Below are 26,836 nucleotides of genomic sequence, written 5' to 3'. Positions count from 1 at the left end.
TCCGCGCGCACCGGGCCGCTGCCCGGCTGCCGATCGTCGATCCATTTGACACCATCCCAATTTGTGATCACAATTATATCCGATGAAGAGGTCGTCAAGCCCCCGGCGATCCTCAAACTCCGGTGCATCATGGGTTTTCAGGCGTCCGGCGCAAGCTTGGCCGGCGGAGATACGGGTCATGCGCCCGCGGCCGACGAGATCGACCTCGTCGAAGTGCTCCTGCCGGACACCAGCGGTATCCTCCGCGGCAAGTGGCTGCCCGGCTCGGCGCTCGACAAGGTGCTCAAGGACGGCGTCGCCATGCCGATGTCGATGTTCGGCCTCGACGTCTGGGGGCGCGAGGTCGAGGAGACCGGCATCCATATCGAGACCGGCGACAGGGACGGCCTGTGCCGGCCGGTGCCCGGCACGCTCAAGCCCGTTCCCTGGTCGCCGCGCCGGGCGGTGCAGACGCTGCTTTCGATGTACCGGCCGGACGGCACCCCCTGGGAGCTCGACCCGCGCCATGCGCTGCAGGCCGCGATCGACCGGCTGGCCGCCAAGGGGTTGACGCCGGTGGTGGCGTTCGAGCTCGAATTCTACCTGCTCAAGGCCGAAAGCGGCGCCGACGGCACGCCTCGGACCGTGTTCGACCGGCCTTCCGGCCCGGCCCGGCAGAACATGTACTCGATCTCCGACCTCGACGACCATGCCGGCATGCTGCAGGAGATGCGCGAGGCGGCGGCGATCCAGGGGCTGCCGGCCGACAGCATCATCTCGGAGGCGGCGCCGGGCCAGTTCGAGATCAACCTCTACCATCGCGCCGATCCCATGGCGGCGGCCGACGACGCGGTGCTGCTCCGGCGCATGATCCAGGGCGTGGCCAGGAAGCACGGCTGCCGCGCCACCTTCATGGCCAAGCCCTACATGGACACCGCCGGCTCGGGCATGCACGTGCATTGCAGCCTGGTCGACAAGGCCGGCAGCAACGTCTTCGCCGACGGGCCGGACGGCGCGGCGCGGCTGCGCCACGCCGTCGGCGGGCTCCTGGAGACCATGCCCGGCGCGGCGCTGATGTTCGTGTCGAGCTACAACGGCTTCCGCCGCCTGATGCCGGGATCCTATGCGCCGGTTTCGCTGACCTGGGGTTACGACAACCGCTCCGTGGCGCTGCGCATCCCCAACGGCAAGCCGGCGGCGACGCGGATCGAGCACCGCATCGCCGGCGCCGACGCCAATCCCTACCTCGTGCTGGCGGCGATCCTGGCCGGCATGGACGAGGGCATGGAGCGCCGGACGCCCGCGCCGGAGCCGATCACCGGCAACGCCTATGACCTCGGGGCAGAGCGGCTGTCGGGCTCGATGCGCGAGGCCATCGCCAATTTCCGGGCGAGCGACTTCTGCGCCCGCACCTTCGGCGAGACCTATGTGCGCGTCTACGCCATCATGAAGGAGATGGAATGCGCCGAGTTCGAGCGGCTGATCTCGCGGCTCGAATACGAGACCTACCTGTAACGACCCGTTCGGCCGGCGCATGGCTTGCGCCATGATGCCTCAGCCGGAGGTGCCGATGTGGTGCAGGGTTGAGCATCGCTCCGGCACGCACTAGCCTGCCCTTACTGCATCAGGCATCGTCCGATGGCCCTGGGAACCGGCCGCAACGGGCGATGCTCCCGCTGATTCAGCGCGCAGCGTCCCGGGAAGGCGCTGCGCGGCATCCAGAGGAGAACTCCCATGCGTAATGCCTGCCTGTTGGGCGCGGCGGTCGTGGCCGCGCTGCTGGCCACACCTGCCTTGGCGCAGACCAAGGTGGTCAACGTCTATAACTGGTCGGACTATATCGATCCGTCGGTGCTGGAGGATTTCACCAAGGAGACCGGCATCAAGGTCGTCTACGACACCATGGACTCCAACGAAGTGCTGGAGACCAAGCTGCTGGCCGGCAAGACGGGCTACGACGTCGTGGTGCCGACCGGCTCCTTCCTGCAGCGCCAGATCAAGGCAGGCGTCTACCAGAAGCTCGACAAGGCCAAGATCCCCAACCTGCAATATGCCTGGGACAAGGTGTTCACCAAGCTCGCCGTCTACGATCCGGGCAACGAGCACGCCGTCAACTACATGTGGGGCACCACCGGCATCGGCTACAACGTCGCCAAGGCCAAGGAGCGCATGGGCGACGTGCCGATGAACAGCTGGGACGTGATCTTCAAGCCCGAGCTGATCGCGAAGTTCGAGGATTGCGGCATCTACGTGCTGGACGCGCCGGAAGAGCTGATCCCGGGCGCGCTGAAATATCTCGGCCTCGACCCGGATTCCAAGGATCCCAAGGACATCGAGAAGGCCGGCGCGCTGCTCGAGAGCGTGCGCAAGTACATCAAGAAGTTCAATTCCTCCGAATATATCAACGCCCTGGCCAATGGCGACATCTGCCTGGTCGTCGGCTGGTCGGGTGACGTCATCCAGGCCAAGAACCGCGCGATCGAGGCGCACCAGAAGTCGCCCGACAAGCCGCTGGTCGACATCAACTACGTCATTCCGAAGGAAGGCGCGCTGATGTGGTTCGACAACTTCGCCATTCCGAAGGATGCCGAGCATGTCGACGAAGCTTATGCCTTCATCGACTTCATGATGCGGCCTGACGTGGCGGCGAAGAACTCCAACTTCGTCTCCTATGCCAACGGCAACCTTGCCTCGCAGGACAAGATCGACGACGCCGTGAAGAAGAACCCCGAAATCTATCCCGATGCGGAGATGATGGGCCGGCTCTTCACCGTCACCGCCTATCCCGCCAAGGTGCAGCGCGTCGTGACCCGTGTCTGGACCAAGTTCAAGACCGGGCAGTGACCGGCCACGGGCCCGCGGCGATCGCGGCGGGCCCGGCTTCGGCCTCCCTTGCCGGCGGCGTCGTCCGGCAAGGGAATGAATCGTGATTGTGGTATGATTCGGTTTCGGCCAAGGGCTGTGAGCCGGCTCACAAGATCAGCCTGGAATTCCTGCAAGGAGTGCGCGAGATCTGCGCGCGAAGTTCCCGCGGGAACTTCGCCGGTCCACTTCCCCTCTCGACGCACCCGGCCGATCCATGCTTGATGGCGCCGCCACCTCGCCATTTTGTCAAAAGGGATTCGGCATATGCTCACCAAGGATTTCGAGGTCATCGATCCGCGCTTCGAGAAGCTCGTGTTCGGCAATGTGCACCTCGAGCGCCTCTACACCGGCACGCGCTGGGCGGAGGGACCGGCCTATATTCCGGCCGGCAAGTACCTGATCTGGTCGGACATCCCCAACAACCGGCTGATGCGCTACGACGAGACCGACGGCAGCGTCTCGGTCTTCCTGGAGGGCAGCAACAACCAGAACGGCCACACGGTCGACCGGGAGGGCCGGCTCCTGTGCTGCGAGCATCGGGGGCGCTGCGTCTCGCGCATCGAGCATGACGGGTCGCGCACGGCGGTGGTCACCAAGTTCGAAGGCAAGCGCCTGAACTCGCCGAACGACATCGTGGTGAAGTCCGACGGGTCGCTCTGGTTCACCGATCCGACCTACGGCATCGATTCCGAATATGAGGGCGATGCGGCGCCGTCCGAGATCGGCGCCTCCAACGTCTACCGCTTCGACATGCGCAACAAGAAGCTCACCGTCGTCGCCGGCGATTTCGTCAAGCCGAACGGCATCGCCTTCTCGCCGGACGAGAAGAAGCTCTATATCGCCGACACCGGCGCGACCCATGTCGTCAACGGGCCGCGTCACATCCGCGTGTTCGACGTGAAGGACGACGGCATGTCGCTTGCCGGTCCCGGCAAGGTGTTCGCCACCTGCCCGGTCGGCCTGTTCGACGGCTTCCGCGTCGACATCCACGGCAATGTCTGGACCTCGGCCGGCGACGGCGTCTACTGCTACGCGCCGGACGGGACGCTGCTCGGCAAGATCAACCTGCCGGAAGTGGTCGCCAACGTCGCCTTCGGCGGCCCGAAGCGCAACCGGCTGTTCATCTGCGCCACGACCTCGCTCTATTCGGTCTACCTCAACACCCAGGGCGCGCTGCGCCCCAAGCCCTGATGCTCCGTGCCGGCGGGGCGGGCGTCGCGCCCGGCCCGCCGGCCCTCTCCCGACGAAGCGGCCGGGCCCCGCGCGGGCCCGGCCGATGGACCATGGTTGGCGCAGAGGCCGGGGTTGCGCTAAGCAGGAGCGAGAACCGTTCCGAAGCTGTCATGTCCCTGGTCAAGATCTGTGGTCTCTCCACGCCCGAAACGCTCGACGCCGCGCTCGATGCCGGCGCCGATATGGTCGGCTTCGTCTTCTTCGAGAAGTCGCCGCGGCACGTGACGCTCGAGCGCGCCGCCGAGCTCGCTGGCCGGGTGCAGGGGCGGGCCCGGTGCGTGGCGCTGACGGTCGACGCCGCCGACGACCTCGTCGATGCGATCATGCGGGTCCTCGGGCCCGACCTCATGCAGCTCCACGGCCGCGAGACGCCGGAGCGGGTCGCCGCGATCAAGGCGCGTACCGGCCTGCCGGCGATGAAGGCGGTCGGCCTGTCGACGGCGGCGGATCTCGCCGCACTGCCGGCCTATGCCGGCCTCGCCGACATCATCCTCGCCGACGCGAAGCCGCCGAAGGACGCCATGCTGCCGGGCGGCAATGGCCGGGCCTTCGACTGGACGCTGCTGGCGCGCTCCGACGGCGCGCCCCGTCCCTCGCCGCTGATGCTCTCGGGCGGGCTCGACCCCGCCAACGTCGCCGAGGCCATCCGCATCGTCCGCCCCGACGGTGTCGACGTCTCGTCTGGCGTCGAAGATCGGCCCGGCGTAAAGAACCCCGACAGGATTTTCGCCTTCGTGGCCGCCGCCCGCGCGGCATTCGCGGCCACGCCCGACCCATCATTGTCTGATGCCCTGCCCGGCGGCGCCAAGCCCGCCGTGCCGGATGGGGCCTTGCCCGGAGAGCCACGCCGATGACCGCTGTGCCGCAGCACAATTCCTTCCGCAACGGGCCGGACGACCGCGGGCATTTCGGCCAGTTCGGCGGCCGCTTCGTCGCCGAGACGCTGATGCCGCTGATCCTGTCGCTGGAGGAAGCCTACGCCCAGGCCAAGGCGGATCCGGCGTTCCAGCGCGAGATGGACGGTCATCTCGCCCATTATGTCGGCCGGCCGAGCCCGCTCTACTACGCCCAGCGCCTGACCGAGCACCTCGGCGGGGCCAAGATCTACCTCAAGCGCGAGGAGCTGAACCATACCGGCTCGCACAAGGTGAACAATGTGCTGGGCCAGATCATGCTGGCGCTGCGCATGGGCAAGCCGCGCGTCATCGCCGAGACGGGCGCCGGCCAGCACGGCGTGGCCACGGCGACGCTGTGCGCCCGCTTCGGCCTGAAATGCGCGGTCTACATGGGCGCGGTCGACGTGGCGCGGCAGGCTCCGAACGTCACGCGCATGAAGCTGCTCGGGGCCGAGGTGGTGCCGGTGCAGTCGGGGTCCAAGACGCTGAAGGACGCCATGAACGAGGCGTTGCGCGACTGGGTCACCAATGTGCACGACACCTTCTACTGCATCGGCACGGTGGCGGGCCCGCACCCCTATCCGGCCATGGTGCGTGATTTCCAGTCGATCATCGGCCGCGAGACGCGGGCGCAGATGCAGGAGGCCGAGGGCCGCCTGCCCGACAGCCTGATCGCCTGCATCGGCGGTGGCTCCAACGCCATGGGCCTGTTCCATCCTTTCCTCGACGATCCCTCCGTCGAGATCTTCGGGGTGGAAGCGGCCGGCCATGGCCTCGACAAGCTGCACGCCGCCTCGATCGCCGGCGGCCGCCCCGGCGTGCTGCACGGCAACCGTACCTATCTCCTGATGGACGACGACGGCCAGATCCAGGAGGCGCATTCGATCTCGGCCGGCCTCGACTACCCCGGCATCGGCCCCGAGCATTCCTGGCTGCACGATGTCGGCCGGGTCAAATATCTCTCGGCCACGGACGAGGAGGCGCTGGAGTCCTTCCAGCTGCTGTCACGCCTGGAAGGCATCATTCCGGCGCTGGAACCGGCGCATGCCCTGGCGCGGGTGGTCGAGCTGGCGCCGCAGCGACCCAAGGACCACCTGATGGTGGTCAGCCTCTCGGGCCGGGGCGACAAGGACGTGGCGCAGGTCGCCGACATGCTGGCTGGGCGGCTCTGATGACCGCAGGGCGCTGGTTGCCGCGGGCTGTGATCCGGCCCGAGCCCTGGTCCTGCGGCGGCATGTCGCTGAAGACCTACGGCATCCTCGCCGACGCATCCCGCCCGCTCGACGAGGCGCTCGTCGTCGCGGCGCGGCAGACGATCGAAGGCGCGGCCGCCGCGGTGGCCGCCACCGAGCACGAGGGGGTCGGCTTCGTCATCCTGCACCGGGGCGCGCAGGGCGTCTGGCTCCTGCTGCATTGGTGGACCCAGGGCAGCATCTGCGCCCAGCGGCTGTGGCGCAGCGACCTGGCGGGGCCTGTCGCCTTCGTGTCCCTCGACCGGCCACTGATGGCCTGCGTCTGGGAGCTGGCCCTGATCGACCATGAGCGCCGCGCCTATGTCCGCACCATGATGGCGGGCCACGACGCCGAGGCCTACCGCGCCGACATCTACCGCCCGGACTTTTGCTGAACCGGCCGCCGTTCGCTACTGCGAATGGCACATGCTCAGCCCGACCCAGCTGCAGGTCTTGCTGACGATGTTCCTGGACTTGCCCGGCGCGCACACACCCCCAGGCATGTCGTTGCAGCTGAAGCGCCCATCGATGCAGGTTGTCGCGGTGACGAGGTCGCCGGCCTTGGTCTTGTAGGTGATGTCGACCTGGCAGACATGGGTCAGCACCGCGCCCTCATTGTTGCTTTCGGCCGAAGCCGCCCCGTGGCCTGCGGCGAGCGCGGAGGCCGCCACGCCGAGGGCTGCAACCACATGCAGCATCCTACCCATCTGCGTCATCCAACCATAGTCCGTCGCCACCTCACCACGATGCCGGTGGTGGGGCAAGGGGAGGTTTGCCCGCCGGGATTGCACCGTCGCGGCCGAACGGCGATGATGCCCTTTCGCCACGGATCCCGGCGTGCTAGCAGCATCTCATGACAACCCGCCTCGCCGCCCGCTTCGCCGCTCTCGCCCAGCAGAACCGCGCCGCGCTCGTGACCTTCGTCACGGCCGGCGATCCCGACCCTCAGACCTCGTTCGAGATCATCGCCGGACTGCCGAAGGCCGGCGCCGACGTGATCGAGATCGGCATGCCCTTCACCGATCCGATGGCCGACGGCCCGGCGATCCAGGCCGCGGGGCTCCGGGCGCTCAAGGCCGGCATGACGCTCAACGGCACGCTCGACATCGTGCGGCGCTTCCGCCGGGGCGACGATGCCACGCCGATCGTGCTGATGGGCTATTTCAACCCGATCTATATCTACGGCGTCGAGCGTTTCCTCGCCGACGCCAAGGCTGCCGGGGTCGATGGCCTGATCGTGGTCGACCTGCCGCCGGAGGAGGACCACGAGCTCTGCCTGCCGGCGCTGCAGGCCGGCCTCAACTTCATCCGCCTGGCGACGCCGACCACCGACGACCGGCGCCTGCCCAAGGTGCTGCAGAACACCTCCGGCTTCGTCTACTACGTCTCGATCACCGGCATCACCGGCGCACGCACGCCGGACTTCACCGAGGTCGCCACGGCCGTGGCGCGAATCAAGCGCCACACCGACCTGCCGGTCTGCGTCGGCTTCGGCGTTCGCACGGCCGACCATGCCCGGGCGATCGGCCGGGGCGCCGACGGCGTGGTGATCGGCTCGGCGCTGGTGGAGGCGGTCAGGGCCTCGCTCGACGCCGGGGACCGCGCCACCGACCGGACGGTGCCGGCCGTGCTCTCCCTCGTGACGGCAGTGGCCGAAGGCGCCCATACGGCGCGGGACTGAACGCCGAGCCGGTGATTGGCCTCAGGCGAACAGCTCCGGACGCCGCAGGCGCAGGGTCTGGAGCAGCAACAGGGTCTTGAGGTCGGCCAGCTCGCCGTGGTCCGCCCGTGCGGCGAGCTCGGCGAGCGGCAGCTCCAGCACCTCGATCTCCTCAACCTCCTCGGCCAGGCCCCCGCCCTCGGCCACGCGATCGGCCGCCGCATATTCGGCGAGGAAGAGATGCATCTTCTCGGTGGAGACGCCGGGCATCGGGAATGCCGCGCCGAGCGGAATCAGGGTCTTCAGCGCCAGGCCCGCTTCTTCCATCGCCTCGCGCCGGGCGCACTCGTCCGGGGCCTCGCTGTCGAGGATGCCGGCCGGCGCCTCGAGCGAAGCCTGCTCGCCGTGTCCCTTGAGCAGCGGCACCCGCATCTGCCGCACCAGCAGCGCCACCCGCCGGACCGAATCGAACGGCAGCACCGCGACGGCGTCGCCATGGTCCTCGACGCTGCGGTCTATCACCGAGCCGCGCGTGGTCCGCGCCTTGACGATGGACAGGCGATTCCAGCCGGAATGGACGGTGTTTTCTGCGAGAATGGCGGCCGACACGGCATGCTCCCTTGCTGCCCGGGCAGGTGACAGGACCCGGCGTGCAAAAGCAAGTGCAGGAAAGTGTCGGAGTGCGTTGACAATCCCTCCGGGCCTCCCTAGAAGCATCCCCGCGCCCAGATGGCGGAATTGGTAGACGCGCACGGTTCAGGTCCGTGTTCCGCAAGGAGTGGAGGTTCGAGTCCTCTTCTGGGCACCATCAACGCATTAACGCGTTGATTCCGCATAGGTTCTTGATATTGAAGGGCTTCCGGCTCGCTCACCTGTTACGCACGGGTGCTGCACATGCCGATTCGAATGGCCCGACCTATGAAGCGTGAAGGCTCCTCCTTCATTCAGTTCCGGCAACGCATCCCGCAGGATGTTCTCGCGAAGGCGCGGGGCCTCGCCCTGGCTCTGCCGGTGGGGCCGCAAGTGGTCCACAAGCGCCTCTCGGCTACGGCCGACACGGTGGTCCTCTCGTTGCAGACCCGCGACCCCGGCGAAGCGAAGATCAGGCAGGCCGCCATTGCCGCCTATCTGGAAACCGTATGGTCTGCTTTGCGCCGGCAGACGATTGCCTCCCTCACCCATCAGCAGGCGACGGCCCTTGCCGGCGACCTCTATCGCTCCTGGGCGGACAGCGAGGCCCCGACGCGGTCCGTCTCGGGGGAGATCGGATGGGACGGCACATGGACGCTGTTGGCCGGTGGCGTCGAGAGCGATGCGGAGCAGCGGGCTGTCTGGGCTTCGGTCAACGAGCGCTGGAACGAACTGGGCGAGGAGGCGCAGAGCGACCCTCAGTTCCTAGAGCCGCACCTCGGGCCTCTCGTGAACCGTCTGCTTCTCGCCAAAGGCATCTGGGCGGTGGATGCGGAGAGCCGGGCCTTGCTCCTCGAAGCGTTCTGGCTGGCGCTGCGGGATGCCTTCGAGAGCCGCCAGCGCAACGCCGAGGGCGACTATGCGCCAGACCCCAAGGCCGCCCGCTTTCCGGCTTGGCGGGCTCCTAGCGGCCCCAGCCACACGAGTGGCCCCGCTAGCGCCGGCCTCACGGAGAGGCCGCCTACGGTCTCCCTGAAGGGCCTGGTCGAGGATTGGTGGACGGAAGCCAAGGCGGCCGGCCGGACAGTCAGCACCTATGAGAGCTACCGGAACACAATGGGCCGCCTCGTGGCCTTCCTGAAGCACGACGACGCGGCTGCCGTGACGGTGGACGATGTGATTGCCTTCAAGAACCATCGCCTTGCCGGCGGCGCCAGCCCGAAGACGGTGGGGGACAGCGACATTGCCGGCCTGCGGTCTGTCTTCGTGTGGGCTGTCGCGAACCGGAAGATAGGGAAGAACCCGACCGATGGCGTCAAGGTCACCCGCTCGAAGCTCACCCGGACCCGGGGCAAGGAGTTCACCTCGGCGGAGGCCACGGCAATCCTGCGGCACGCCCTCGCCCATAAGCCGGTCGGCCGCGAGACCCCGAAGATGGCTGCCGCCAAACGCAGGGTTCCCTGGCTCTGCGCCTATACCGGGGCTCGGGTAGGCGAGCTGGCGCAGCTCCGCAAGGAGGACGTGAAGCGGGAAGGGGAGGAGTGGGTCATCACCATTACCCCCGAGGCCTACACCGTGAAGGACAAGGAGGCCCGCGACGTGGTCCTGCACCGCCACTTGGTGGACCTCGGGTTGGCGGGGTCCATGAGGCTGGGCTTCAGGTGGTCCGCGGTGCGGGCAAGGAGGGCCGACACCTCGTTGGGCGAGGAGAGCTTTTGCCAGGGGATGCCCTCCCCGGCGCCGAACCTGTGGCCGGCCGCGAGGGCTGCATCCCAGTTGCCGTTGTGGTCCGCGAGGGCCTTGGCGTCGTCCCGGGTGGACTTGATGAGGCTGGCGAGCCCCTCATCGGAGATGATGGGGACGGCTAGAGGCGGGGCCGCCGGGGTGGCCGGAGCGCGTTCCACACCACCCACATCAGGGTGTTGCTGATCACTATCAAAATGCCCGTCCATACCCTGGGATGGGCGCTCGCTTGTGCCCACAGGCTGCCCGGGAAGACGACCAGCCCCGCCGCCAGGACCGCCAGTATCGCCCGCAACAGTCGGAGCATCGCTCCCTCCCTCAGCGGTTGGCCGGCTCATATTGGGCTTGCCTTCCGCAGCGTCAAGGAACTGCTTCGCGGTGTTGACGTTGGCCGGGATGGGAGGCTGGGGCGGGGAGGCCTCCTGTCCTGCCGGAGGAACACTCTGCGGCGCATCAGACCCCACAGGCAGCGGGTTCTTGTTGGCCGCCTTGTTGTTGTTGCCGGGGAACTCCCGGAGGTTCTGATTGTCGGCCCCGGCTGCCGGTATCTCGCCCTTGTTGACCGCTTGCGGGTCGAAAGGTGTCATCTGGGGGACCGTTGAGGCCGGCCCCGCGGTCACGCCGTCCCCGGGCTTCAGGGCGAGGTTGCCGTCTGCGAAAGCCCCCGCAGGCGCATTGACTGCCCCATTGTCGTTCCCTGAGACCAGGGGACCCACGCCAACTTGCCAAGGCCGATGAGGCCGGCGGTGAACTGCCCCAGGCCCTCAGAGAAGCTACCCGCGAGGCCCGCAGCAGCAGCGGCACGGCGGGTCTCCTCCTCACTGGCGAGCCGGAAGGAGGACTTGGGGCCGCCGCTGAGGTCGGTCCCGAGGGCATAGTCAATGCCGGAGGCGGCAAGGTCCTTCATCTGGAAGCCGCCTTCCATGACACCGCCGCCGAAGGCAGAGCCGGCATTGAAGACCCCTCGCGCCAACTGCTGGGCTCTCTCCGGCGCCCCGGCGGTCACAGGCCCGACGATGTCCCCGGCATGGCCGATGAGCCCCTTGCTGCTTTCCCGGATGCGGGACATGACATCGCCCGTTGGGGCCGGGGTCTGGTCGCCCACGATGAGGTCGCTGAGGGTCCGTTGGCCGGCCGGATGGCTGGGCTGTCCCTGGGGAGCCTGGGGAGCCTGTGCCTCAGCGTCTGCGGCCTGGGCATCTTCGATGGCCGCCTGAAGCAGGGCATCTTCAAGGGCCGCATCCTCCTCGTTCTGGCCAGGAGGAGGAGCGGTGGCGGAGGCTCGCTGAGCGTTGTCTGTGGGCATGGCAATGGGGTCTTCTGTTGGCCTCTCAGGGGCGAAAGGAAACGGGACAGGGGGAGGCAACACATGTGGCGTGCTGCGGGACGGACGTTGGGAGTCTTGGCGGCTCTCGGGGTGGGCCTTCTGGTCGCGGTAGGGCTCTTCTCGAACCGCTTCACGATTGCCCTGCGGCTGATGACGTAGAAGCTTGCGGTTTGGCCTTTTGTGTTTGATCAGTAGTAACCTGAGGGAGGGGTCGGTATGATTTCGATTGACCGCATCAACGAGATGTCATCCAAGTTGACTATTGTTGGCTGGTTTGCCGGCCTCGGGTATTATGGGTGGGTGAGGACGCCACCTATAGAGGCCCCGGGATGGTCGTGGTTGGTGCTGATAGCCGTGGGCATATTCGCGGCTCCCATCATCGGGGCCGGCCTTGCCCTGGTTGCGGCGATGTTCACGAAGGTGGCAACGGGCAATAGTCGCGGCAGCCCTTATGGATATGCATGGATGGCCATCATGGCTCCCGCAGCGGCGTTCAACACGGCCGGTGCCACACTGGGCCTCTTCGCGGCCAACTAGACCGCCGAAGCGTCTATGTCTCACCACCAAGAGGAGGAGATTAGACCCCGACCGCCGGTCCTCCTCCTTGCTTCTCTTGCCGTCCCTCAATGGGCTCTATGTGCCAGGGCTCCCAGCTCATCGGGAAGGTGAGCCCGAAGTACCTTGCGTTCTGGTGGACCCACCGGAGGACCTCCGGAGGGGCGTGCCTGAGGCTCTTGCCCCGGTAGGCAAGGTCCACGGCGTTCCCGAACTCATGCCGTGAATTCCCCGGGCGGGCGACCATATGGCCCGTCTTGTCGGAGGCATCCCAGAGTGCCTGCTGGTGTGCCCGGGACCTCCTCGCGGAGTAGATGCCAAGGTACTGGCCGACCTCCGGAGGGGCCGCCTGGAAGAGGGCCGCGAGCCTGCCCCTGAAGGTGGGGCTGAGACCCTCGACATTCTCCGTGCCCTTCACTCTCCGGCTATTCAGGAAGAAGAGGGCTTGGTGCTCTTGGACGGAGGCGAACTGCCAGCCTCCTTGCCCATCGTCCTCGCCTGTGGCCCGCATGATGCCCCGCTCAATGAGGGCCTCGGGGTACATCCCGCCGGACTTGCCGTGCTCCTGAAGGATCAGACCCCGCATGTAGGCGCCGAACCAAGATGGTGCGGATGGTCCGCCTTCATCCGTTGGGACAGCCCTCTCATGGTCTCGGGGTTCGAAATGCCGATGGCCGCTTGGTACGATCTGACGGACATTAAGAAGGTTGCGTCCGACAGTAGGCCCCCGGCTTCACCGCAGGCATGACCTGAAGGGCTCGCCACTGTCCGAACGGCAGCTTGCCTCTGCACCACATGGGTATTACACAAAGCGAATTGAGTGAGCGAAAAAGCTCAATGATATCAATGCCAGCTGCCCAAAGTTGGCCAATCCTCTTCTGGGCACCAGTTTCAAGAAGGCTCGATGCGGCTGGTGCCCGTCGAGCCTTTTTGTCTTGGAGCGATCGTTGATCCGCCACGGGTTCGCACCCGTGGCGATTTCGGTCGAGCCACCGTAATCCGAGGTGCGCAGAGAGCGCGTGACCTTTCGGAGAACGTGGTATCACCCCGGCGGCAGACACGTGCCGACCACCGGGAGACATATGGCCGACGAAGGATCAACCCAACGCTCATTGGCGGTCATCATCGCCGATCAGGCGACGCCGGCCGAGCGTACCGCCATAGGACTGTGGGCTCAGCAACTCCTCGCTATCCGAAACAGCGACCTGACGCCCGTTGCGAAGGGCCGGGCGGCAATCGGCGCTACACTCACCGCCAAGATCATATGGCCGACCCTCCAAATCGCTGCACGGAAGGTGAAGGAACTCGGCTGGGACAACCGTAGCCGGACCGCGCGGCTCGGGCTGGGCGGTGCAGCCGTAGGCCTCGCCCTGTTCGGCGGGCAGGGGGCGGGGATTGCCGCGCTGGGCACCGCCATCGGCGTTCCGCTCTGGGTGGTCCTGGGCGCCGGCGCCGCGTTTGCCAACGTGCTGCTTGAAGAGGTAGGACGGAGAGGCGAATAAGACCGAATGGGTCGTCCCCATGAGACCCCGGCGCTCCCTCGACGGCTTGATAGAGTGCCGGGAGATGCGCCGCACCGCCGAAGCCGAGGATCCCGATGCGTCAACCCAAGTCGATGGCCGCCCTGGAAGATCTCGGCCGCGTCCGACTGTCGCCGAATTTCTACATGCGCGACTTCCTCTATTCGGAGATCGCGAACTTCTACGGCATCCCCAATATTCCCGACGATCCGGGGCTTGCGGTTGCTGCCGGGCAGCGTCTCTGCCAGGATCTTCTTGAGCCGCTCCGGGCAATTTTCGGCCACTTGGCGATCCGCTCAGCGTACCGGTCGTCCGCGGTCAACGACTTCGGTGCCAAGAACGGGCTGAACTGCGCCCGCAACGAGGCCAACTACGCCCATCATATCTGGGACCGGCGCGACGCCCACGGGCTGATGGGGGCAACCGCGTGCATCGTCGTTCCCTGGTTCGCAGACCGCCGGGAGACGGGCGCCGACTGGCGGGCACTCGCGTGGTGGATCCACGATCACCTGCCATATTCCTCCCTCCAGTTTTTTCCGAAGCTTACGGCCTTCAATATCAACTGGCACGAGCGCCCGGTCCGCAGGATCGACAGCCACATCACCCCGACAGGCACGTTGACCAAGCCCGGAATGCCCAACCAAGGCGGGCGGCATGACGAGTGGTATCGCGACTTTCCCCCGGTCCGCGCTGTCGATTCGTCCGCGCCGAACATTGTTCCGTCCAATGGCGGCAAGGTGTTCGCCAACATTGCCGGACGTCGCGAGCCATTCGTGGCGGCGCCCGGCGAGTACGCGCATTTCCTCGCGACTTACCCGCTGACGGACCGTCAGCGGGCCATGCTCGTCGCCCATGCCGCCGCCGGCGTGATGACAGCGACCGAATTGGCTGCCGCTGGCGGGTGGAGCACCTTTTCCTCCGCCAATCTCCACTACGGAAAACTCGGCAAGGCGGCCGCTGGTGCTCTAGGGCTGACCCTTCCGACGGAACGGAATGGCACAACCACTTGGACTTACGCCTTCGCTTCGGAGGCCGGGAACGGGGGACCGGAGTGGCAGTGGCGAATCCATCCGGAGCTGGTGGAAGGCCTTCGAATCGCGGGCATAATCCGCTGACCCTTGTCTCTCCGGACCTTTGGGGGCAAGCCCGCCGTCGCCATCGCGGCCGCGGTGAACGTGCTGATCGGAATGAGCGTCCACATGGCAGCGACCATCCGGCGCGGAGTTGCCTTCCGCAGCCAGACGAGTCGTTCCTCTATCATCAGGTGGTGGTAGCCCACGGCCAGTATCACCATCCCCGCCAGGACGAGGCCGACGATCGCCATCACCACACTGCCCAACAGGCCCATCTGCGGTTCCCGGCGTCGGAATATCGGGCTCCCCGCTCCGCTGCGGCAAGGAACTGGCGAGCGACATCGTGTTGGCCGGTGGCGGGGCCGGTCCCGATGTTCCCATAGGATGACGAGACGACCCGGCTCGGGGAAGCCGCGCGGCGGTCTTTTCCCGGCGTCGCCGCCTCAGCCCCTGGCGTTCCGGCCGCCCGTCGCTCTCACGGCTTGATCGCCCGATCCACCGCGTCGATGATCTGCGCCACCGGCACCGTCCAGACGCCGCCCCGGGCCTTCTTCCATTCCCTGATTCCGGGCGCTGCCGAGGGGAATTTCGCGGACTTGTCGCTCAGGCGGGTGACGCTGGCATCGAGCGCCGTCCCCGAAACGGGCGCATGGGCCAGATGCGGCTGCATCTGCTTGTCAGTCCAGTTCAGGCCGATGACGGAAATGTGATAGACGAATCCGATCCTGGCGGAACGGATATCGGCATCGATGCGCTGGATCTTCAGCAATGAGCCTTTGTCTTGCTCACGTTCCTTGTATTCCCAGACTTGGCCGACGGCATAAGTTTTGGGACCGGCCGCGGCGGACATTGCCGAGGCGGCCACGAGCAGAGCCGCAATTCCAATCGCCTTCATCCGCACCTCGTCGCGCCGTGCACGCCTATCTTGCGTCACATCGCCCGGGTGGGCAACCGTCGCCGCGGAGGCACCCGGCGTCCGGCAGTCATGCAGCCCGATGTCGGCATCGATCCGCGGCGCCGCGAGGCCCCGCCGGCGACCGCGTCCGGTCCCGGCACGGGACCCGCGTGAATCGCGCATGACGCGGGGATGCAGGGCGTGGGCGCCGCTGCGATGATGGACGGAGGGCGGCCTCCCGTCGATTGCCGGGGCAGGCTCGGGGGCGAGGACCGGGACGGGAAGGCGGCGTCGGCGCTCACGCCTTGCGGCGCGCCGGTCTCAATGCGGCGCAGTCCGGCTGCCATGGCGGTTCGGGAGCAGGCCGGCTCATCCGGCCGTCAGGCTCTGCGGGCCGGTCAGGATCCGCACGAGATCGATCTGGCGATGCGTGCCGGTCTTCGCGAAGATCGCCTTGAGCTGCGAGCGCACCGTGGCGGCCGAGACGCCGCGCGCCGTGGCGATGGCGCCGAGCGTGCGCCCGGCGGCGAGGTCGCGGGCGACGGCGGCCTCGGCTGCTGTGAGGTCGAACAGGCCGGAGAGGATGCGGGCGTCCGGCGCCGTCGGGTCCCTGGCGGGGACGATCACCAGCAGCATGTCGGCGACGCTGAAGATGTCGCGTCCGGCGCCGACGATCGGCAGGACATGGACGATCATGGTCGGCTGGCCGGCCGCGGCCGCGATCGGGAAGGTGCCGCCGGGGGCGGCGGCCTCGACCAGGGCGCGCCAGCAGGCGTCGGCGGCCTCCTGCACGAAGGTCAGGCGCGCCTGCCGGTCCTGAGCGACGGCCGGCAGCAGCGGCTCGAAGCCCTTGTTGGCCATGACCAGCCGGCCCCGGCGCACGGCGGCGGTCGGCAGGCCGACGATGTCGAACGCGTCGATGGCGGCGCGGACCTGCTCGAAGCGCAGCCGGGCGGTGAGCAGGGCGGCGCGGGCCAGATGCGGGCGCAGGGCCGTCAGGCGATGTGCCACGGCGGGGTCGAGCGGGCCGGCCTCGTAGCTGCGGAGGACCGACAGCTTGATGATGTCGCCGCTCGGCCCGCCGATCGAAGTGCCGGCGTGCCAGTAGATGCCGTGCGGCCGCATGAAGTCCTGGTAGTAGCGGTTGCGCCCCATCTCCTCGGCCGACATCACCTCGGTGTCGAGCAGGAAGCGCGGCTCGTCGAAACGGGCCCGCCGTTCCGCCGTTTCCAGATAGGGATTCAGCGCCACCCAGTTCTCGCGGACATAGACCTCCATCTTCGGGGCGCAGGCCGCGTTCGTGGCCCAGCCGTTGAGCCCGCGGTCGCCGACGGCCAACAGCACGGCGTCCGTGCAGTCGCCGAAGACGGCCAGCCGGTCGAGGACGCCGCGGCCGCTCCACAGCTCCGGCACCGCGGCCGCCTCGTAGATCCGCTCGATCATCTCGTCGTGGGACATGCCGGGCCATCTCCCTCTCGCCGGCGGTTCGCCGGATATCTCAAGATATCCTCCATTTGGGCGATGTGCCGCAACCGCGCCTCGCCTATAAGTGGTGTCGCTGCGTGGCGGACGGGGGAGCAAGGGTCACCGACACCGGACCATTGATCGAGAACACCCCGCACGGGCCCTGCGCGACGGTTCCGGCGACTGGCCGGGCCGATCCGCGACGCCGGATCACAACGGCGCCGCCGGACAGGCGCAGGGGACATGCGGACGGGTTCCGACCAGCGGCCCGGCAGGCGACCGCGGCAGGCTGAGGCGATCCACTACGGCGGCGTATTCCTCTCCTGGAGCAAGGCCATGCCGATCCTGCGCGTCCCCGCCGACTTCCCGACGATTGCCGATGCCTCCGCGCACGCATCCCCGGGCGATACGATCCTCGTTGCCTCCACCTATGCCGGCAACGAGACGGCCACCATATCGGTCGAGAACCTGACCGTCAGCGCCCCCGCCGCCGTTCACGGCCTCAACCTGATCATGGGTGACGGCGTGGCGAAGCTCACGCTCGGCGGCGATTCCGACATCAACGTCACCGGCAACGCCCTCAACAACACCATCATCGGCAATGCCGGCAACAACGTCCTGAACGGCCTCGGCGGCCAGGATCACTATTACGGGCTCGCCGGCAACGACACTTTCGGCGGCGGCGGCGGCGCCGACATGGACATCGCCGACTACAGCAAGGATGCGTCCCGCGGCGCCACGCACGGCGTCGTGGTCAACCAGTCGGCGAAGACCGTGCAGGGCAGCGTCCTGCCCGACACGGTGATCGACGGCTTCGGCAACCATGATTCGATCGTCGGCATCCGCAACATCACCGGCACGGATTTCGCCGACAAGATCTACGGCGGCGGGCACGCCAACGTGCTCAAGGGCCTCGGCGGCAACGACCTGATCGTGGGCAACGACGGAGCCGACACGATCGACGGCGGCTCGGGCAATGACACGCTGATCGGCGGGCTCGGCGCCGACAAGCTGACCGGCGGTCTCGGCGCCGATACCTTCGTGTTCAACGCGATCGGCGAGAGCACGCCGGCGGCGGCCTCGCGCGACACCATCCTCGATTTCAGCCACGGCCAGGGCGACAAGCTCGACCTGCACCTCATCGACGCGCGGACCGACGTCGCCGGCAACCAGGCCTTCACCTTCATCGGCACCGCAGCCTTCTCGCACCATTCCGGCGAACTGCGCTATGCCGTGCAGAACGGCAATGTCTATGTCTACGGGGACACGAACGGCGACGGCACCGCCGATTTCTCGGTCCAGCTCAACCATATCACAGCGCTCCAGGCGGGCGACGTCATCCTCTGACGGCCTTGCGTGCGCGGCGGGGCGGCGAAGGCCCTGCCGTGCCGAATTTCGGCCGGGGCGACGGCGATATCGGGAACCGGAACCGGCAGCGGTGCGTTTCCTTCGCGGTTGAAGCCCATGTCCCCGGGGGTTTCGATGAAGACGACAACCGCCTTTCTCGCCGTCGCCCTGGCGAGCCTCGCCGTTCCCGCCCCAGCCCAGGATTTTGCGCCGCCGGCCGTCCCGCCGGCGCCCGTCGGCCATCTTCAGCCGCGTCCTGCGGGGCCGCCCGAGCGGCGGGCCGAAGGCAGCGTCGGCGCCGCCGACAAGGACGACCCGGCCCGGCTGGATCGGCAACTCCAGGCGTCCGACGATGCCGCGATCCGCAGCATCTGTTCCGACTGCCTGAAGCGCCGGCCGCCGGCCGGTCGACCCTAAAACGCCTTGCGATTTGACGGAATCGCGTCAAGTCGTAAAGACGCGTCGAAACAAGGCGTTGGAGCAAAGCGCGTTTCCACCGGAACGCGCTCCGCTCGGGAATGAGGACAGGTCCGGCCCGTCAGGCTTCGCCGCCTTGTGCCCCGATCTTCGCCAGCTCGCGCCGGCTGTCCTCGCGCAGCTTTTCGACGCGAAGCGCGAGGTAGCGGGCGATCAGCCATTTGCCGCGCCTCTCGGCTTCCTCCCTCGCCGTCTCGTATATGACCGTCCGGCTCGCCAGGGCGATGGCGCGGGAGGCGGCTTTGCTGGCGAAACGATCGAGCATGACGGCCTCATCGTAGGTCGGTCCGGGGCCTGCGCCAATGGCCGATGATGCAGGGCCGGACCGGCCGGCGATGCGGCGATGAGGGGGCTGGCTGCCGCGCCCGGTCATCGCGCGTTGAGGAGAGCCTTGCGGAAGCGCAGGGCGGCAAGGGTGAAATAGGCCATGCCGATCGCGGCGAGCGACGCCATCTGCGGCCAGATGATCGCCAGGCCGGCGCCGCGATAGAGGATGGCCTGCGACAGGCTGACGAAATGCGGCGCGGGCACGAATTGCATGGCCTGCTGCAGCCAGGCCGGCATGCTCTCCATCGGGGTGGTGCTGCCGGACAGCAGGGTCATGACGATGATCACCGGCATGACAATGAGGCCGAACTGGGCCATGGAGGTCGACACCGTTGCGATCAGGATGCCGAGGGCCGTGACGGAGAACAGGTAGAGCACGGTCGCCGCCACGAAGAGCGGGACCGAGCCGGCGCCCGGCACGCCGAGGATGCCCCTGACCACGATCAGGAGCGAGAGCGTCGCCGCGACGACGATGACGAGGCCGTTCGCCCAGATCTTGGCGAGCATGATCTCCATGGGCGAGACCGGCATCACCAGGAGGTGCTCGATGGTGCCGTGCTCGCGCTCGCGGATCAGGGCGGCGCCGGACAGGATCACCGCCAGCATGGTGACGTTGTTGATCACCTGCATGACCGCGGTGAACCATTCGGACTGGAGGTTCGGGTTGAAGCGCGCATGGGTGACGAGATTGACCGGATCGGCCCCGGCCCGGCCCGGCAGGGCCGCCCGCACCTCCTGCAGGACGATGCTGCGGATATAGGCGGCGCCGTTGCCGGCCAGGGACATGGCGGTCGCGTCGACGTCGAGCTGGACGGTGGGCTGGCGGCCGGCGATCACGTCCTGCTCGAATTTCGGCGGTATCTCCAGGACGAAGACGAACCGGCCCGCATCCATCGCCGCATCGACCGCGTCGGCGTCGATCAGCGCCGCCGGCTTGAAGAACGGCTCGATCAGGGCGTCGCGCAGGCGCTGCGACAGCATCGAGCGATCCTCGTCCACCACCGCGACGGATGCGTTCCTGACATCGAAGTTCTGCCCGGTCGCCACGGTGTAGACGGCGAAGGTGAAGGTGTAGACGATCAGCAGCACGAGCACGGGGTCGGCCTTGAGGCTGCGGAGCTCCTTGATGCCGAGGCGCAGGATGTTCGCCAGATGGGCGCGCATGTCAGGCTCCCCGCTTGCGCAGCGCCAGCACGGCGGCTGCGATGAAGCCGAGGGCGAAGAGCACGAGGACGGCGATGTTGGGCCAGAGCTCGGCAAATCCCAGGCCCTTGGCGAAGACGCCGACGCTCACCGGCTGGTACCAGGCGGCGGGAAAGGCCAGGCCCATCAGGCGCGCGCCGCCGGAGAGCGAGGAAACCGGCACGAGCAGGCCGGAGAAGTTCACCGCCGGGATGATGGCGATGATGGCGGTGGCGAAGATCGCGGCGACCTGGCTGCGCACGAAGCTCGACACGAACAGGCCGAAGCCGGTGGTGGCGAACACATAGGCCAGGGAGGCGACGGCGAGCGTCGGCAGCGAGCCCTTGAGCGGCACGTCGAAGACCAGCCGGGCGAGCGCGACGAGCGTGACGAAGCTCAGGAAGGCGATGGCCGCATAGGGCAATTGCTTGCCCAGGAGGAATTCCACCTTCGTCACCGGCGTCGCCTGGAAGTTCGTGATCGAGCCGGTCTCCTTCTCCTTGACGATGCCGAGTGCGGTCATGATGGCCGGGATGAGCACCAGCATCAGCGCGATGACGCCGGGCACGATGGCATTCGCGCTCCGGAAGGCCTGATTGTAGCGGAAGCGCGTCTCGATGTTGACGGGAAGAGCGGCGGCGGCGCCCCGGCCGTCGCGGCGCATCGCCGCGTCCGCCAGGTAGCTCGCCGCGAGGCCTGAGACGTAGCCGCGCGTGGTCTCGGCCCGGAACGGCATGGCGCCGTCGAGCCAGACCGCGACCTCCGGCTGCCGGCCGCGCATCAGGTCTTTGCCGAAGCTGGGCGGGATCTCGATGGCGAGCTTCAACTCGCCGCTCTTCAGCCGCTCGTCGAGCTCCTCGGCGGTGGCGACCTCCGGCCGTTCCACGAAATAGCGCGAGCCCTGGAAGCTCTCCAGCAGTTGCCGGCTTTGCGCCGTCCGGTCCTGGTCGAAGGCCGCGAAGGGCAGGTGCTCCACATCGAAGGAGATGCCATAGCCGAAGGTGAGGAGCAGGAGCGCCGGGCCGAGCAGCGCGAAGGCGAGGCGCGTCGGATCGCGCAGGATTTCCAGCGTCTCCCGCCAGGCATAGGCCCAGAGCCGGCGCGGATCGACGCGCCGGGGCTGCACCGACGCGGCCGAGACCGGAGGTTTCTCCGGCGAGGAGGCCGTGCCGTCGCCCTCCATGCCGGCCTCTTCCAGCACCTCGACGAAGACCTCCTCGAGCGACTCGGTCCCGCGGGCTGCCTTGAGCTCGGCCGGGCTGCCGGCCGCGAGCACCCGGCCCTGGTGCATCAGCGAGATGCGGTCGCAGCGCTCGGCTTCGTTCATGAAGTGGGTGGACAGGAAGATGGTGACGCCCTCGTCCCGTGACAGGGCGAGAAGGAACCGCCAGAAGCCGTCGCGGGCGACCGGGTCGACGCCCGAGGTCGGCTCGTCGAGGATCAGGATCTCGGGGCGATGGATGACGGCCACCGCCAGCTGCAGACGCTGGCGTATGCCGAGCGGCAGGCTGTCGGGGCGGGCATCGGCGACGTCGGCGAGGTCGAAGCGGGCCAGCATCTCCCCGACGCGCGCCTCGATCGCGCCGCCGGCAAGCTGGAACAGATGCGCATGCAGCACGAGGTTCTGCCGCACGGTGAGCTCGCTGTAGAGCGAGAAGGACTGCGACATGTAGCCGACGCGCCGTCGCGTCTCCATGCCGGTTCCGGTGATCGGCTTGCCGAAGAGGCGCGCTTCGCCTTCGCTCGCCGGCAGGAGGCCGGTGAGCATCTTCATCGTCGTGCTCTTGCCGCAGCCGTTCGAGCCGAGGAAACCGAAGATCTCCCCCTTCTCGATCCGGAAGCTGACATGGTCGACGGCGGTGAAGGTGCCGAAGCGGCAGGTGAGGCCCTCGGCCTCGATGGCGGGCGCACCGTCATGGGCCACGCGCGGCGTGACCGGCAGGGGCGTGTCGGCCCGCCTGATATCCTCGGGCAGGAGGGCGACGAAGGCGCGCTCGAGGCTGGCCTCTCCGGTGCGCTCCCGGATCTCGCCGAGCCCCCCGGCGGCGATCACCCGTCCGCCATGCATGGCGGCGAGCCAGTCGAAGCGTTCGGCTTCCTCCATGTAGGCGGTGGCGACGACGACGCTCATGCCGGGCCGGCGGTCGCGCATCCGGTCGATCAGGTCCCAGAACTGCCGCCGGGACAGCGGATCGACGCCGGTCGTCGGCTCGTCGAGGATGAGCAGGTCGGGGTCGTGGATCAGGGCGGCGCAGATGCCGAGCTTCTGCTTCATGCCGCCGGAGAGCTTGGCGGCCGGACGGTCCCGGAACGGGGCGAGGCCCGTGGCCTGCAGCAGCTCGGCGATCCGGGCATCGCGCTCGGCCCGGTCCTGGCCGAACAGCCGGCCGAAGAAGTCGAGGTTCTCGGCGACGCTGAGCGTCGGGTAGAGATTGCGGCCGAGACCCTGGGGCATGTAGGCGATGCGGGCACAACCGGCCCGGCGGGCCGCGGCCTCCGCCATGTCGCCGCCCAGCACGTGGACGCGCCCGCGCTGGATCCGGGTGACGCCGGCGGCGAGCGAGAGCAGGGTCGACTTGCCGACGCCGTCAGGGCCGATGAGGCCGGCCATGCAGCCGGACGGGACGGCAAGGTCGACCCCGTCGAGCGCCGCCCTCGGCCCGTAGCGATGGTCGACGCCCTCGAGCCGGATGACGGCTTCGGAGCCGGACCGGATGTCGGCCGGGTCGGCCCGACGGGGCTCGCCGCCGACCAGCGGGCCGCCGATCTCGCCGATATCCCCGCTCATTGCGGGAGTTTCACGTCGAGTTCCGCCGGCCAGGCGGCCGTCCGGCTGGTGCGGACATAGGCGACGCCGCGCACGCCGGTCTTCACCTGAGCCTCGTACTGCTTGAGCAGCTCGGGCGCGATGCGCAGCTTCAGGCGGAACATCAGCTTCTCGCGTTCGTCGGCGGTCTCGACGGTCTTCGGCGTGAACTGCGCCTCCGATGCCACGAAGGAGACGGTGGCGGGCACGACATAGTCCGGAGCCGGGTCGAGCACGATGCGGGCCTCGTCGCCGATCGCCACGCGCCCGGCGCTGCGCGCCGGCAGGAAGATGGTCATGGTGACGTCCGTCAGGTCGAGCAGCGTCACGATCGGGGCGCCGGCCGCGACCACTTCGCCCGACCGCACCAGCTTGTACTCCACCCGCCCGCGGCGCGGAGCGGTCAGCACCGTGTCGTCGATCAGGGACTGGATGCGCGCGACGTCGGCCCGGGCGGCATCGGCTGCGGCATGCGCCTCTTCCAGGCCCGCGGCGGCCGCTCGGCCGGCCGCTTCCGCCACGTTCAACTGGCTGCGGCGCAGGTCGAGCTGCTGCGTCGTCCCGTATCCCTTGGCGTTGAGGGTCGTGGCGCGCTCCAGCTCCTGCTGGGCCAGCACCCGCTCGCTGTCGCGCTGCGCGATTGCAGCTTCTGCTTCCGCCGTCGCCTTTTCCGCTCGTCGGACCTGCGCTTCCGCCCCGGCGAGCTGGGCCTTGAGGTCGGACGCATCGAGCCGGGCGATGACCGCGCCGGCGTCGACGATCTGGCCTTCCTCGACCAGGACCTCGGTGACGCGGCCGGCCAGCTTCGCCGCGACCAGGCTCTGGTCGGCCTCGATGCGGCCGTTGGTCCGGACGATGTCCGCCGGCAGGCGATTGCCGCCGAGCGTGTTCAGGAACGACTGGAACCGGCTCGCGAGGCTTTCGCCTTCGGCCGCGGCGACCGGACCGGACAGGCAGGCGCCGACCAGGGCTGCGATCGCGACGCGCGACAGACGGTGGTGGCTCATGTTTCCTGCTCCGGTGGGAACCGCGACGGTGCGGGCGCGCCCGCTGGAGGCGCGTCCCGGATCTTCGAGCTGCTACGGCGCGCCGGGGACGACCGCGTTGATCGAGGTCAACCCGCCCGCTCCCGGCCGGCAAGCGCGGGTCGAAGCAGGGCGGGCGTCATGCACCGGCGCCGCTCCCCGCGCCGTAGGGCCAGCGCCAGTTGCGGATCTCGGGCATGTCCTCGCCGTGCTCGCGGACATACTGGATGTGCTCGGCGAGCTTGTCGAGGAGCTGGTGCTTCAGCTTCGCTCCGGCGGCGCCGAGACCGGACAGGCGTTCGAGCGCGGCGATGGCGAGGTGGAAGCGGTCGAGCCGGTTGAGCACCGTCATGTCGAACGGCGTGGTCGTGGTGCCCTCCTCCTCGAAGCCGTGCACATGCAGGTTGGCATGGTTGGCGCGGGCGTAGGTGAGGCGGTGAATGAGGTAGGGATAGCCGTGATAGGCGAAGATCACCGGCCTGTCCCGGGTGAACAGGGCGTCGAACGCGGCGTCGTCCAGCCCGTGCGGGTGTCGCGCCTTCGGCTGCAGCGCCATCAGGTCGACGACGTTGACGACGCGGATCGTCAGCTTCGGCAGGGCCTGGCGCAGGATGTCGACCGCCGCCAGGGTCTCCAGCGTCGGCACGTCGCCGGCGCAGGCCATCACCAGGTCCGGCTCGGCGCCCGCCCGCTCCGTGCCGGCCCAGGCCCAGCGGCCGATGCCGGCGGCGCAATGGGCCGACGCCTCGGCGATCCCCAGCCATTGCGGCGCCGGCTGCTTGCCGGCGACGATGACGTTGATGCGGTCGTAGGTCCTCAGGCAATGGTCCGTGACCCAGAGCAGGGTGTTGGCGTCCGGCGGCAGGTAGACGCGGACGATGTCCGCCTTCTTGTTGGAGACGAGGTCGACGAAGCCCGGATCCTGGTGGCTGAAGCCGTTGTGGTCCTGGCGCCAGACATGCGAGGTCAGGAGGTAGTTCAGCGAGGCGATCGGCTTGCGCCAGGGCAGCTCGCGCGAGACCTTCAGCCATTTGGCATGCTGGTTGAACATCGAATCGACGATGTGGATGAAGGCCTCGTAGCAGGAGAACAGTCCGTGCCGGCCGGTCAGGAGGTAGCCTTCGAGCCAGCCTTGGCACAGATGCTCGGAGAGCACCTCCATCACCCGGCCGTCCCTGGCCAGGTGCACGTCATAGGGCTCGATCCGCTCCATCCAGGCTCGTTCTGTGACGGAGAAGACGGCGTCGAGCCGGTTCGAGGCGGTCTCGTCGGGCCCCATGATGCGGAAGTTGCGGGCCTCGGCGTTGATGCGGACGATGTCGGCGAGCATGCGGCCCATGACCCGGGTCGCCTCGCTCTCGACGCCGCCCGGCATGGGGACGGTGACGGCGTAGTGGCGATAGTCCGGCAACACCAGTTCGCGCCTGACGAGCCCGCCATTGGCATGCGGGTTGGCGCCCATGCGCCGTTCGCCGACGGGCGCCAGGGCCTGCAGCTCCGGCCTGAGGCGCCCGCCCTGGTCGAACAGCGTCTCGGGCTGGTAACCGCGCATCCAGGCCTCCAGGATCGCGCGATGGGCGGCATCGCCGCGGGCATTGGCGACCGGCACCTGGTGCGAGCGCCAGAAGCCCTCCACCTTCAGCCCGTCCACCTCCTTCGGTCCGGTCCATCCCTTGGGGCTGCGCAACACGATCATCGGCCAGCGCGGCCGCTCGATCGTCGCCCCGGCCCGGCGCGCCTCGTCCTGGATGGCGCGGATGCGGACGACGAGCTCGTCGAGCACGCCGGCCATCCGCCGGTGCATGGCCGCGGGCTCGTGGCCCTCGACGAAGACCGGGTCGTAGCCGAAGCCGACGAACAGGCTGGTGAGCTCCTCGTCGCTCATCCGGCCGAGCACGGTCGGGTTGGCGATCTTGTAGCCGTTGAGGTGCAGGATCGGCAGCACCGCGCCGTCATGCGCCGGATTGAGGAACTTGTTGGAATGCCATGAGGCGGCGAGCGGTCCGGTCTCGGCCTCGCCGTCGCCGACGACGCAGGCGACGATCAGGTCGGGATTGTCGAGGGCGGCGCCATAGGCGTGCACCAGGGCATAGCCGAGCTCGCCGCCCTCATGGATCGAGCCGGGCGTCTCCGGCGCGGCGTGGCTGGGAATGCCGCCGGGAAAGGAGAACTGGCGGAACAGCTTGCGCAGGCCGTCGACGTCCCGGCCGACCTGCGGGTAGATCTCGCTGTAGCTGCCTTCGAGATAGGTGTTGGCGACCATCCCCGGCCCGCCATGGCCGGGGCCGCAGACATAGATCACATCGAGGTCGTGCCGGCGGATCACCCGGTTCAGATGGGCATAGATGAAGTTGAGGCCCGGCGTCGTGCCCCAGTGGCCGAGCAGACGGGGCTTGACGTGCTCGGCCCGCAGCGGCTCGCGCAACAGCGGGTTGTCGAGCAGGTAGATCTGGCCGACGGAGAGGTAGTTGGCGGCACGCCAGTAGCGGTCGATCAGGTCGAGCTCGGCCTGATCGAGGGCGTCGCCGCGCGTGTCCGGTTCGTCGTTCATCATCGGTCTCCTGTCGGGCGCGACCGGCGGCCTTGCGTCAACCCGGTTG

23 protein-coding genes, 1 tRNA gene and 1 pseudogene are annotated in these 26,836 nt (G+C 68.1%); 14 read left to right on the top strand and 11 right to left on the bottom strand.

What is annotated here, in order from left to right; all coding sequences use genetic code 11:
- The first annotated feature begins 156 nt into the window (after positions 1 to 156).
- The 6 genes from AC27L4_RS07690 (at position 157) to AC27L4_RS07665 (ending at position 6,600) form a co-directional block, all read left to right on the top strand.
- Positions 157 to 1,494: a glutamine synthetase family protein gene (locus tag AC27L4_RS07690; RefSeq protein ID WP_487141497.1), complete on the top strand. Its 1,338-nt coding sequence runs from the start codon at positions 157 to 159 to the stop codon at positions 1,492 to 1,494.
- Positions 1,495 to 1,713: 219 nt separating this feature from the next.
- Positions 1,714 to 2,823 carry a polyamine ABC transporter substrate-binding protein gene (locus AC27L4_RS07685; protein ID WP_487141496.1) on the top strand — a complete coding sequence of 370 codons (1,110 nt, stop codon included), beginning with the start codon at positions 1,714 to 1,716 and terminating at the stop codon, positions 2,821 to 2,823.
- 285 nt (positions 2,824 to 3,108) lie between these two features.
- Complete coding sequence (locus AC27L4_RS07680; RefSeq protein ID WP_487141495.1) at positions 3,109 to 4,035, top strand: SMP-30/gluconolactonase/LRE family protein; 927 nt, start codon at positions 3,109 to 3,111, stop codon at positions 4,033 to 4,035.
- A 152-nt stretch (positions 4,036 to 4,187) separates the two neighbouring features.
- Positions 4,188 to 4,931: a phosphoribosylanthranilate isomerase gene (locus AC27L4_RS07675; protein ID WP_487141494.1), complete on the top strand. Its 744-nt coding sequence runs from the start codon at positions 4,188 to 4,190 to the stop codon at positions 4,929 to 4,931.
- The gene (trpB, locus tag AC27L4_RS07670) at positions 4,928 to 6,145 is read left to right on the top strand and encodes a tryptophan synthase subunit beta (protein WP_487141493.1); all 1,218 of its coding nucleotides are present in this window, start codon (positions 4,928 to 4,930) and stop codon (positions 6,143 to 6,145) included. The genes AC27L4_RS07675 and trpB overlap by 4 nt, the downstream gene beginning before the upstream one ends.
- A complete protein-coding gene (locus tag AC27L4_RS07665; protein ID WP_487141492.1) occupies positions 6,145 to 6,600 on the top strand; it encodes a hypothetical protein in 456 nt (151 codons plus the stop codon). Before trpB ends, AC27L4_RS07665 begins: the two co-directional genes overlap by 1 nt.
- 15 nt (positions 6,601 to 6,615) lie before the next feature.
- Here AC27L4_RS07665 and AC27L4_RS07660 read toward each other — a convergent pair whose 3' ends face one another.
- On the bottom strand, positions 6,616 to 6,912 hold the full coding sequence (locus AC27L4_RS07660) for a hypothetical protein (RefSeq protein ID WP_487141491.1): 297 nt from the start codon (positions 6,910 to 6,912) through the stop codon (positions 6,616 to 6,618).
- A 146-nt stretch (positions 6,913 to 7,058) separates the two neighbouring features.
- Here AC27L4_RS07660 and trpA point away from each other — a divergent pair, with 146 nt between their 5' ends.
- Positions 7,059 to 7,886, top strand: coding sequence for a tryptophan synthase subunit alpha (trpA, locus tag AC27L4_RS07655; protein ID WP_487141490.1), 828 nt, complete (start codon positions 7,059 to 7,061; stop codon positions 7,884 to 7,886).
- A gap of 21 nt (positions 7,887 to 7,907) precedes the next feature.
- On the opposite strand, the gene AC27L4_RS07650 is transcribed toward trpA, so the two are convergent.
- Positions 7,908 to 8,474 (bottom strand): NUDIX domain-containing protein, encoded by a 567-nt coding sequence (locus AC27L4_RS07650; protein WP_487141489.1) that lies wholly within the window; start codon positions 8,472 to 8,474, stop codon positions 7,908 to 7,910.
- A gap of 114 nt (positions 8,475 to 8,588) precedes the next feature.
- Between AC27L4_RS07650 and AC27L4_RS07645 the strand changes: the two genes are divergently transcribed.
- Both AC27L4_RS07645 and AC27L4_RS07640 read left to right on the top strand, forming a co-directional pair.
- Positions 8,589 to 8,673: transfer RNA gene (locus tag AC27L4_RS07645), tRNA-Leu, on the top strand.
- A 110-nt stretch (positions 8,674 to 8,783) separates the two neighbouring features.
- Positions 8,784 to 10,424 (top strand): tyrosine-type recombinase/integrase, encoded by a 1,641-nt coding sequence (locus tag AC27L4_RS07640; RefSeq protein WP_487141488.1) that lies wholly within the window; start codon positions 8,784 to 8,786, stop codon positions 10,422 to 10,424.
- Positions 10,425 to 10,872: 448 nt separating this feature from the next.
- Here AC27L4_RS07640 and AC27L4_RS07635 read toward each other — a convergent pair whose 3' ends face one another.
- On the bottom strand, positions 10,873 to 11,544 hold the full coding sequence (locus AC27L4_RS07635) for a hypothetical protein (protein ID WP_487141487.1): 672 nt from the start codon (positions 11,542 to 11,544) through the stop codon (positions 10,873 to 10,875).
- A 237-nt stretch (positions 11,545 to 11,781) separates the two neighbouring features.
- On the opposite strand from AC27L4_RS07635, the gene AC27L4_RS07630 reads away from it, so the two are divergent.
- The gene (locus AC27L4_RS07630; RefSeq protein ID WP_487141486.1) at positions 11,782 to 12,102 is read left to right on the top strand and encodes a hypothetical protein; all 321 of its coding nucleotides are present in this window, start codon (positions 11,782 to 11,784) and stop codon (positions 12,100 to 12,102) included.
- A gap of 40 nt (positions 12,103 to 12,142) precedes the next feature.
- On the opposite strand, the gene AC27L4_RS07625 is transcribed toward AC27L4_RS07630, so the two are convergent.
- Positions 12,143 to 12,706 (bottom strand): M15 family metallopeptidase, encoded by a 564-nt coding sequence (locus AC27L4_RS07625; protein ID WP_487141485.1) that lies wholly within the window; start codon positions 12,704 to 12,706, stop codon positions 12,143 to 12,145.
- Between the two features lie 496 nt (positions 12,707 to 13,202).
- Between AC27L4_RS07625 and AC27L4_RS07620 the strand changes: the two genes are divergently transcribed.
- Together AC27L4_RS07620 and AC27L4_RS07615 are read left to right on the top strand one after the other, a co-directional pair.
- A complete protein-coding gene (locus AC27L4_RS07620) occupies positions 13,203 to 13,622 on the top strand; it encodes a hypothetical protein (RefSeq protein ID WP_487141484.1) in 420 nt (139 codons plus the stop codon).
- Between the two features lie 95 nt (positions 13,623 to 13,717).
- Positions 13,718 to 14,329: pseudogene (locus AC27L4_RS07615) on the top strand (hypothetical protein); the annotation flags it as partial.
- An 859-nt stretch (positions 14,330 to 15,188) separates the two neighbouring features.
- Here AC27L4_RS07615 and AC27L4_RS07610 read toward each other — a convergent pair.
- On the bottom strand, positions 15,189 to 15,791 hold the full coding sequence (locus AC27L4_RS07610) for a hypothetical protein (RefSeq protein WP_487141483.1): 603 nt from the start codon (positions 15,789 to 15,791) through the stop codon (positions 15,189 to 15,191).
- Between the two features lie 186 nt (positions 15,792 to 15,977).
- Positions 15,978 to 17,066 carry a helix-turn-helix transcriptional regulator gene (locus tag AC27L4_RS07605; RefSeq protein ID WP_487141482.1) on the bottom strand — a complete coding sequence of 363 codons (1,089 nt, stop codon included), beginning with the start codon at positions 17,064 to 17,066 and terminating at the stop codon, positions 15,978 to 15,980.
- 249 nt (positions 17,067 to 17,315) lie between these two features.
- Here AC27L4_RS07605 and AC27L4_RS07600 point away from each other — a divergent pair, with 249 nt between their 5' ends.
- Positions 17,316 to 18,419 carry a calcium-binding protein gene (locus tag AC27L4_RS07600; RefSeq protein WP_487141481.1) on the top strand — a complete coding sequence of 368 codons (1,104 nt, stop codon included), beginning with the start codon at positions 17,316 to 17,318 and terminating at the stop codon, positions 18,417 to 18,419.
- Between the two features lie 135 nt (positions 18,420 to 18,554).
- The gene (locus AC27L4_RS07595; protein WP_487141480.1) at positions 18,555 to 18,836 is read left to right on the top strand and encodes a hypothetical protein; all 282 of its coding nucleotides are present in this window, start codon (positions 18,555 to 18,557) and stop codon (positions 18,834 to 18,836) included.
- Positions 18,837 to 18,957: 121 nt separating this feature from the next.
- On the opposite strand, the gene AC27L4_RS07590 is transcribed toward AC27L4_RS07595, so the two are convergent.
- The 5 genes from AC27L4_RS07590 to AC27L4_RS07570 form a co-directional block, all read right to left on the bottom strand.
- Positions 18,958 to 19,161, bottom strand: coding sequence for a hypothetical protein (locus AC27L4_RS07590; protein WP_487141479.1), 204 nt, complete (start codon positions 19,159 to 19,161; stop codon positions 18,958 to 18,960).
- Positions 19,162 to 19,265: 104 nt separating this feature from the next.
- Positions 19,266 to 20,387 carry an ABC transporter permease gene (locus tag AC27L4_RS07585; protein ID WP_487141478.1) on the bottom strand — a complete coding sequence of 374 codons (1,122 nt, stop codon included), beginning with the start codon at positions 20,385 to 20,387 and terminating at the stop codon, positions 19,266 to 19,268.
- 1 nt (position 20,388) lies between these two features.
- A complete protein-coding gene (rbbA, locus tag AC27L4_RS07580; protein ID WP_487141477.1) occupies positions 20,389 to 23,193 on the bottom strand; it encodes a ribosome-associated ATPase/putative transporter RbbA in 2,805 nt (934 codons plus the stop codon).
- Positions 23,190 to 24,218 carry an HlyD family secretion protein gene (locus tag AC27L4_RS07575; RefSeq protein ID WP_487141476.1) on the bottom strand — a complete coding sequence of 343 codons (1,029 nt, stop codon included), beginning with the start codon at positions 24,216 to 24,218 and terminating at the stop codon, positions 23,190 to 23,192. The genes rbbA and AC27L4_RS07575 overlap by 4 nt, the downstream gene beginning before the upstream one ends.
- A 157-nt stretch (positions 24,219 to 24,375) precedes the next feature.
- On the bottom strand, positions 24,376 to 26,787 hold the full coding sequence (locus AC27L4_RS07570) for a phosphoketolase family protein (protein ID WP_487141475.1): 2,412 nt from the start codon (positions 26,785 to 26,787) through the stop codon (positions 24,376 to 24,378).
- Positions 26,788 to 26,836 lie beyond the last annotated feature (49 nt).

It is taken from the genome of Labrys sp. Lb11 (genome assembly GCF_057554225.1).
This window is presented reverse-complemented; position numbering and strand designations above follow the sequence as displayed.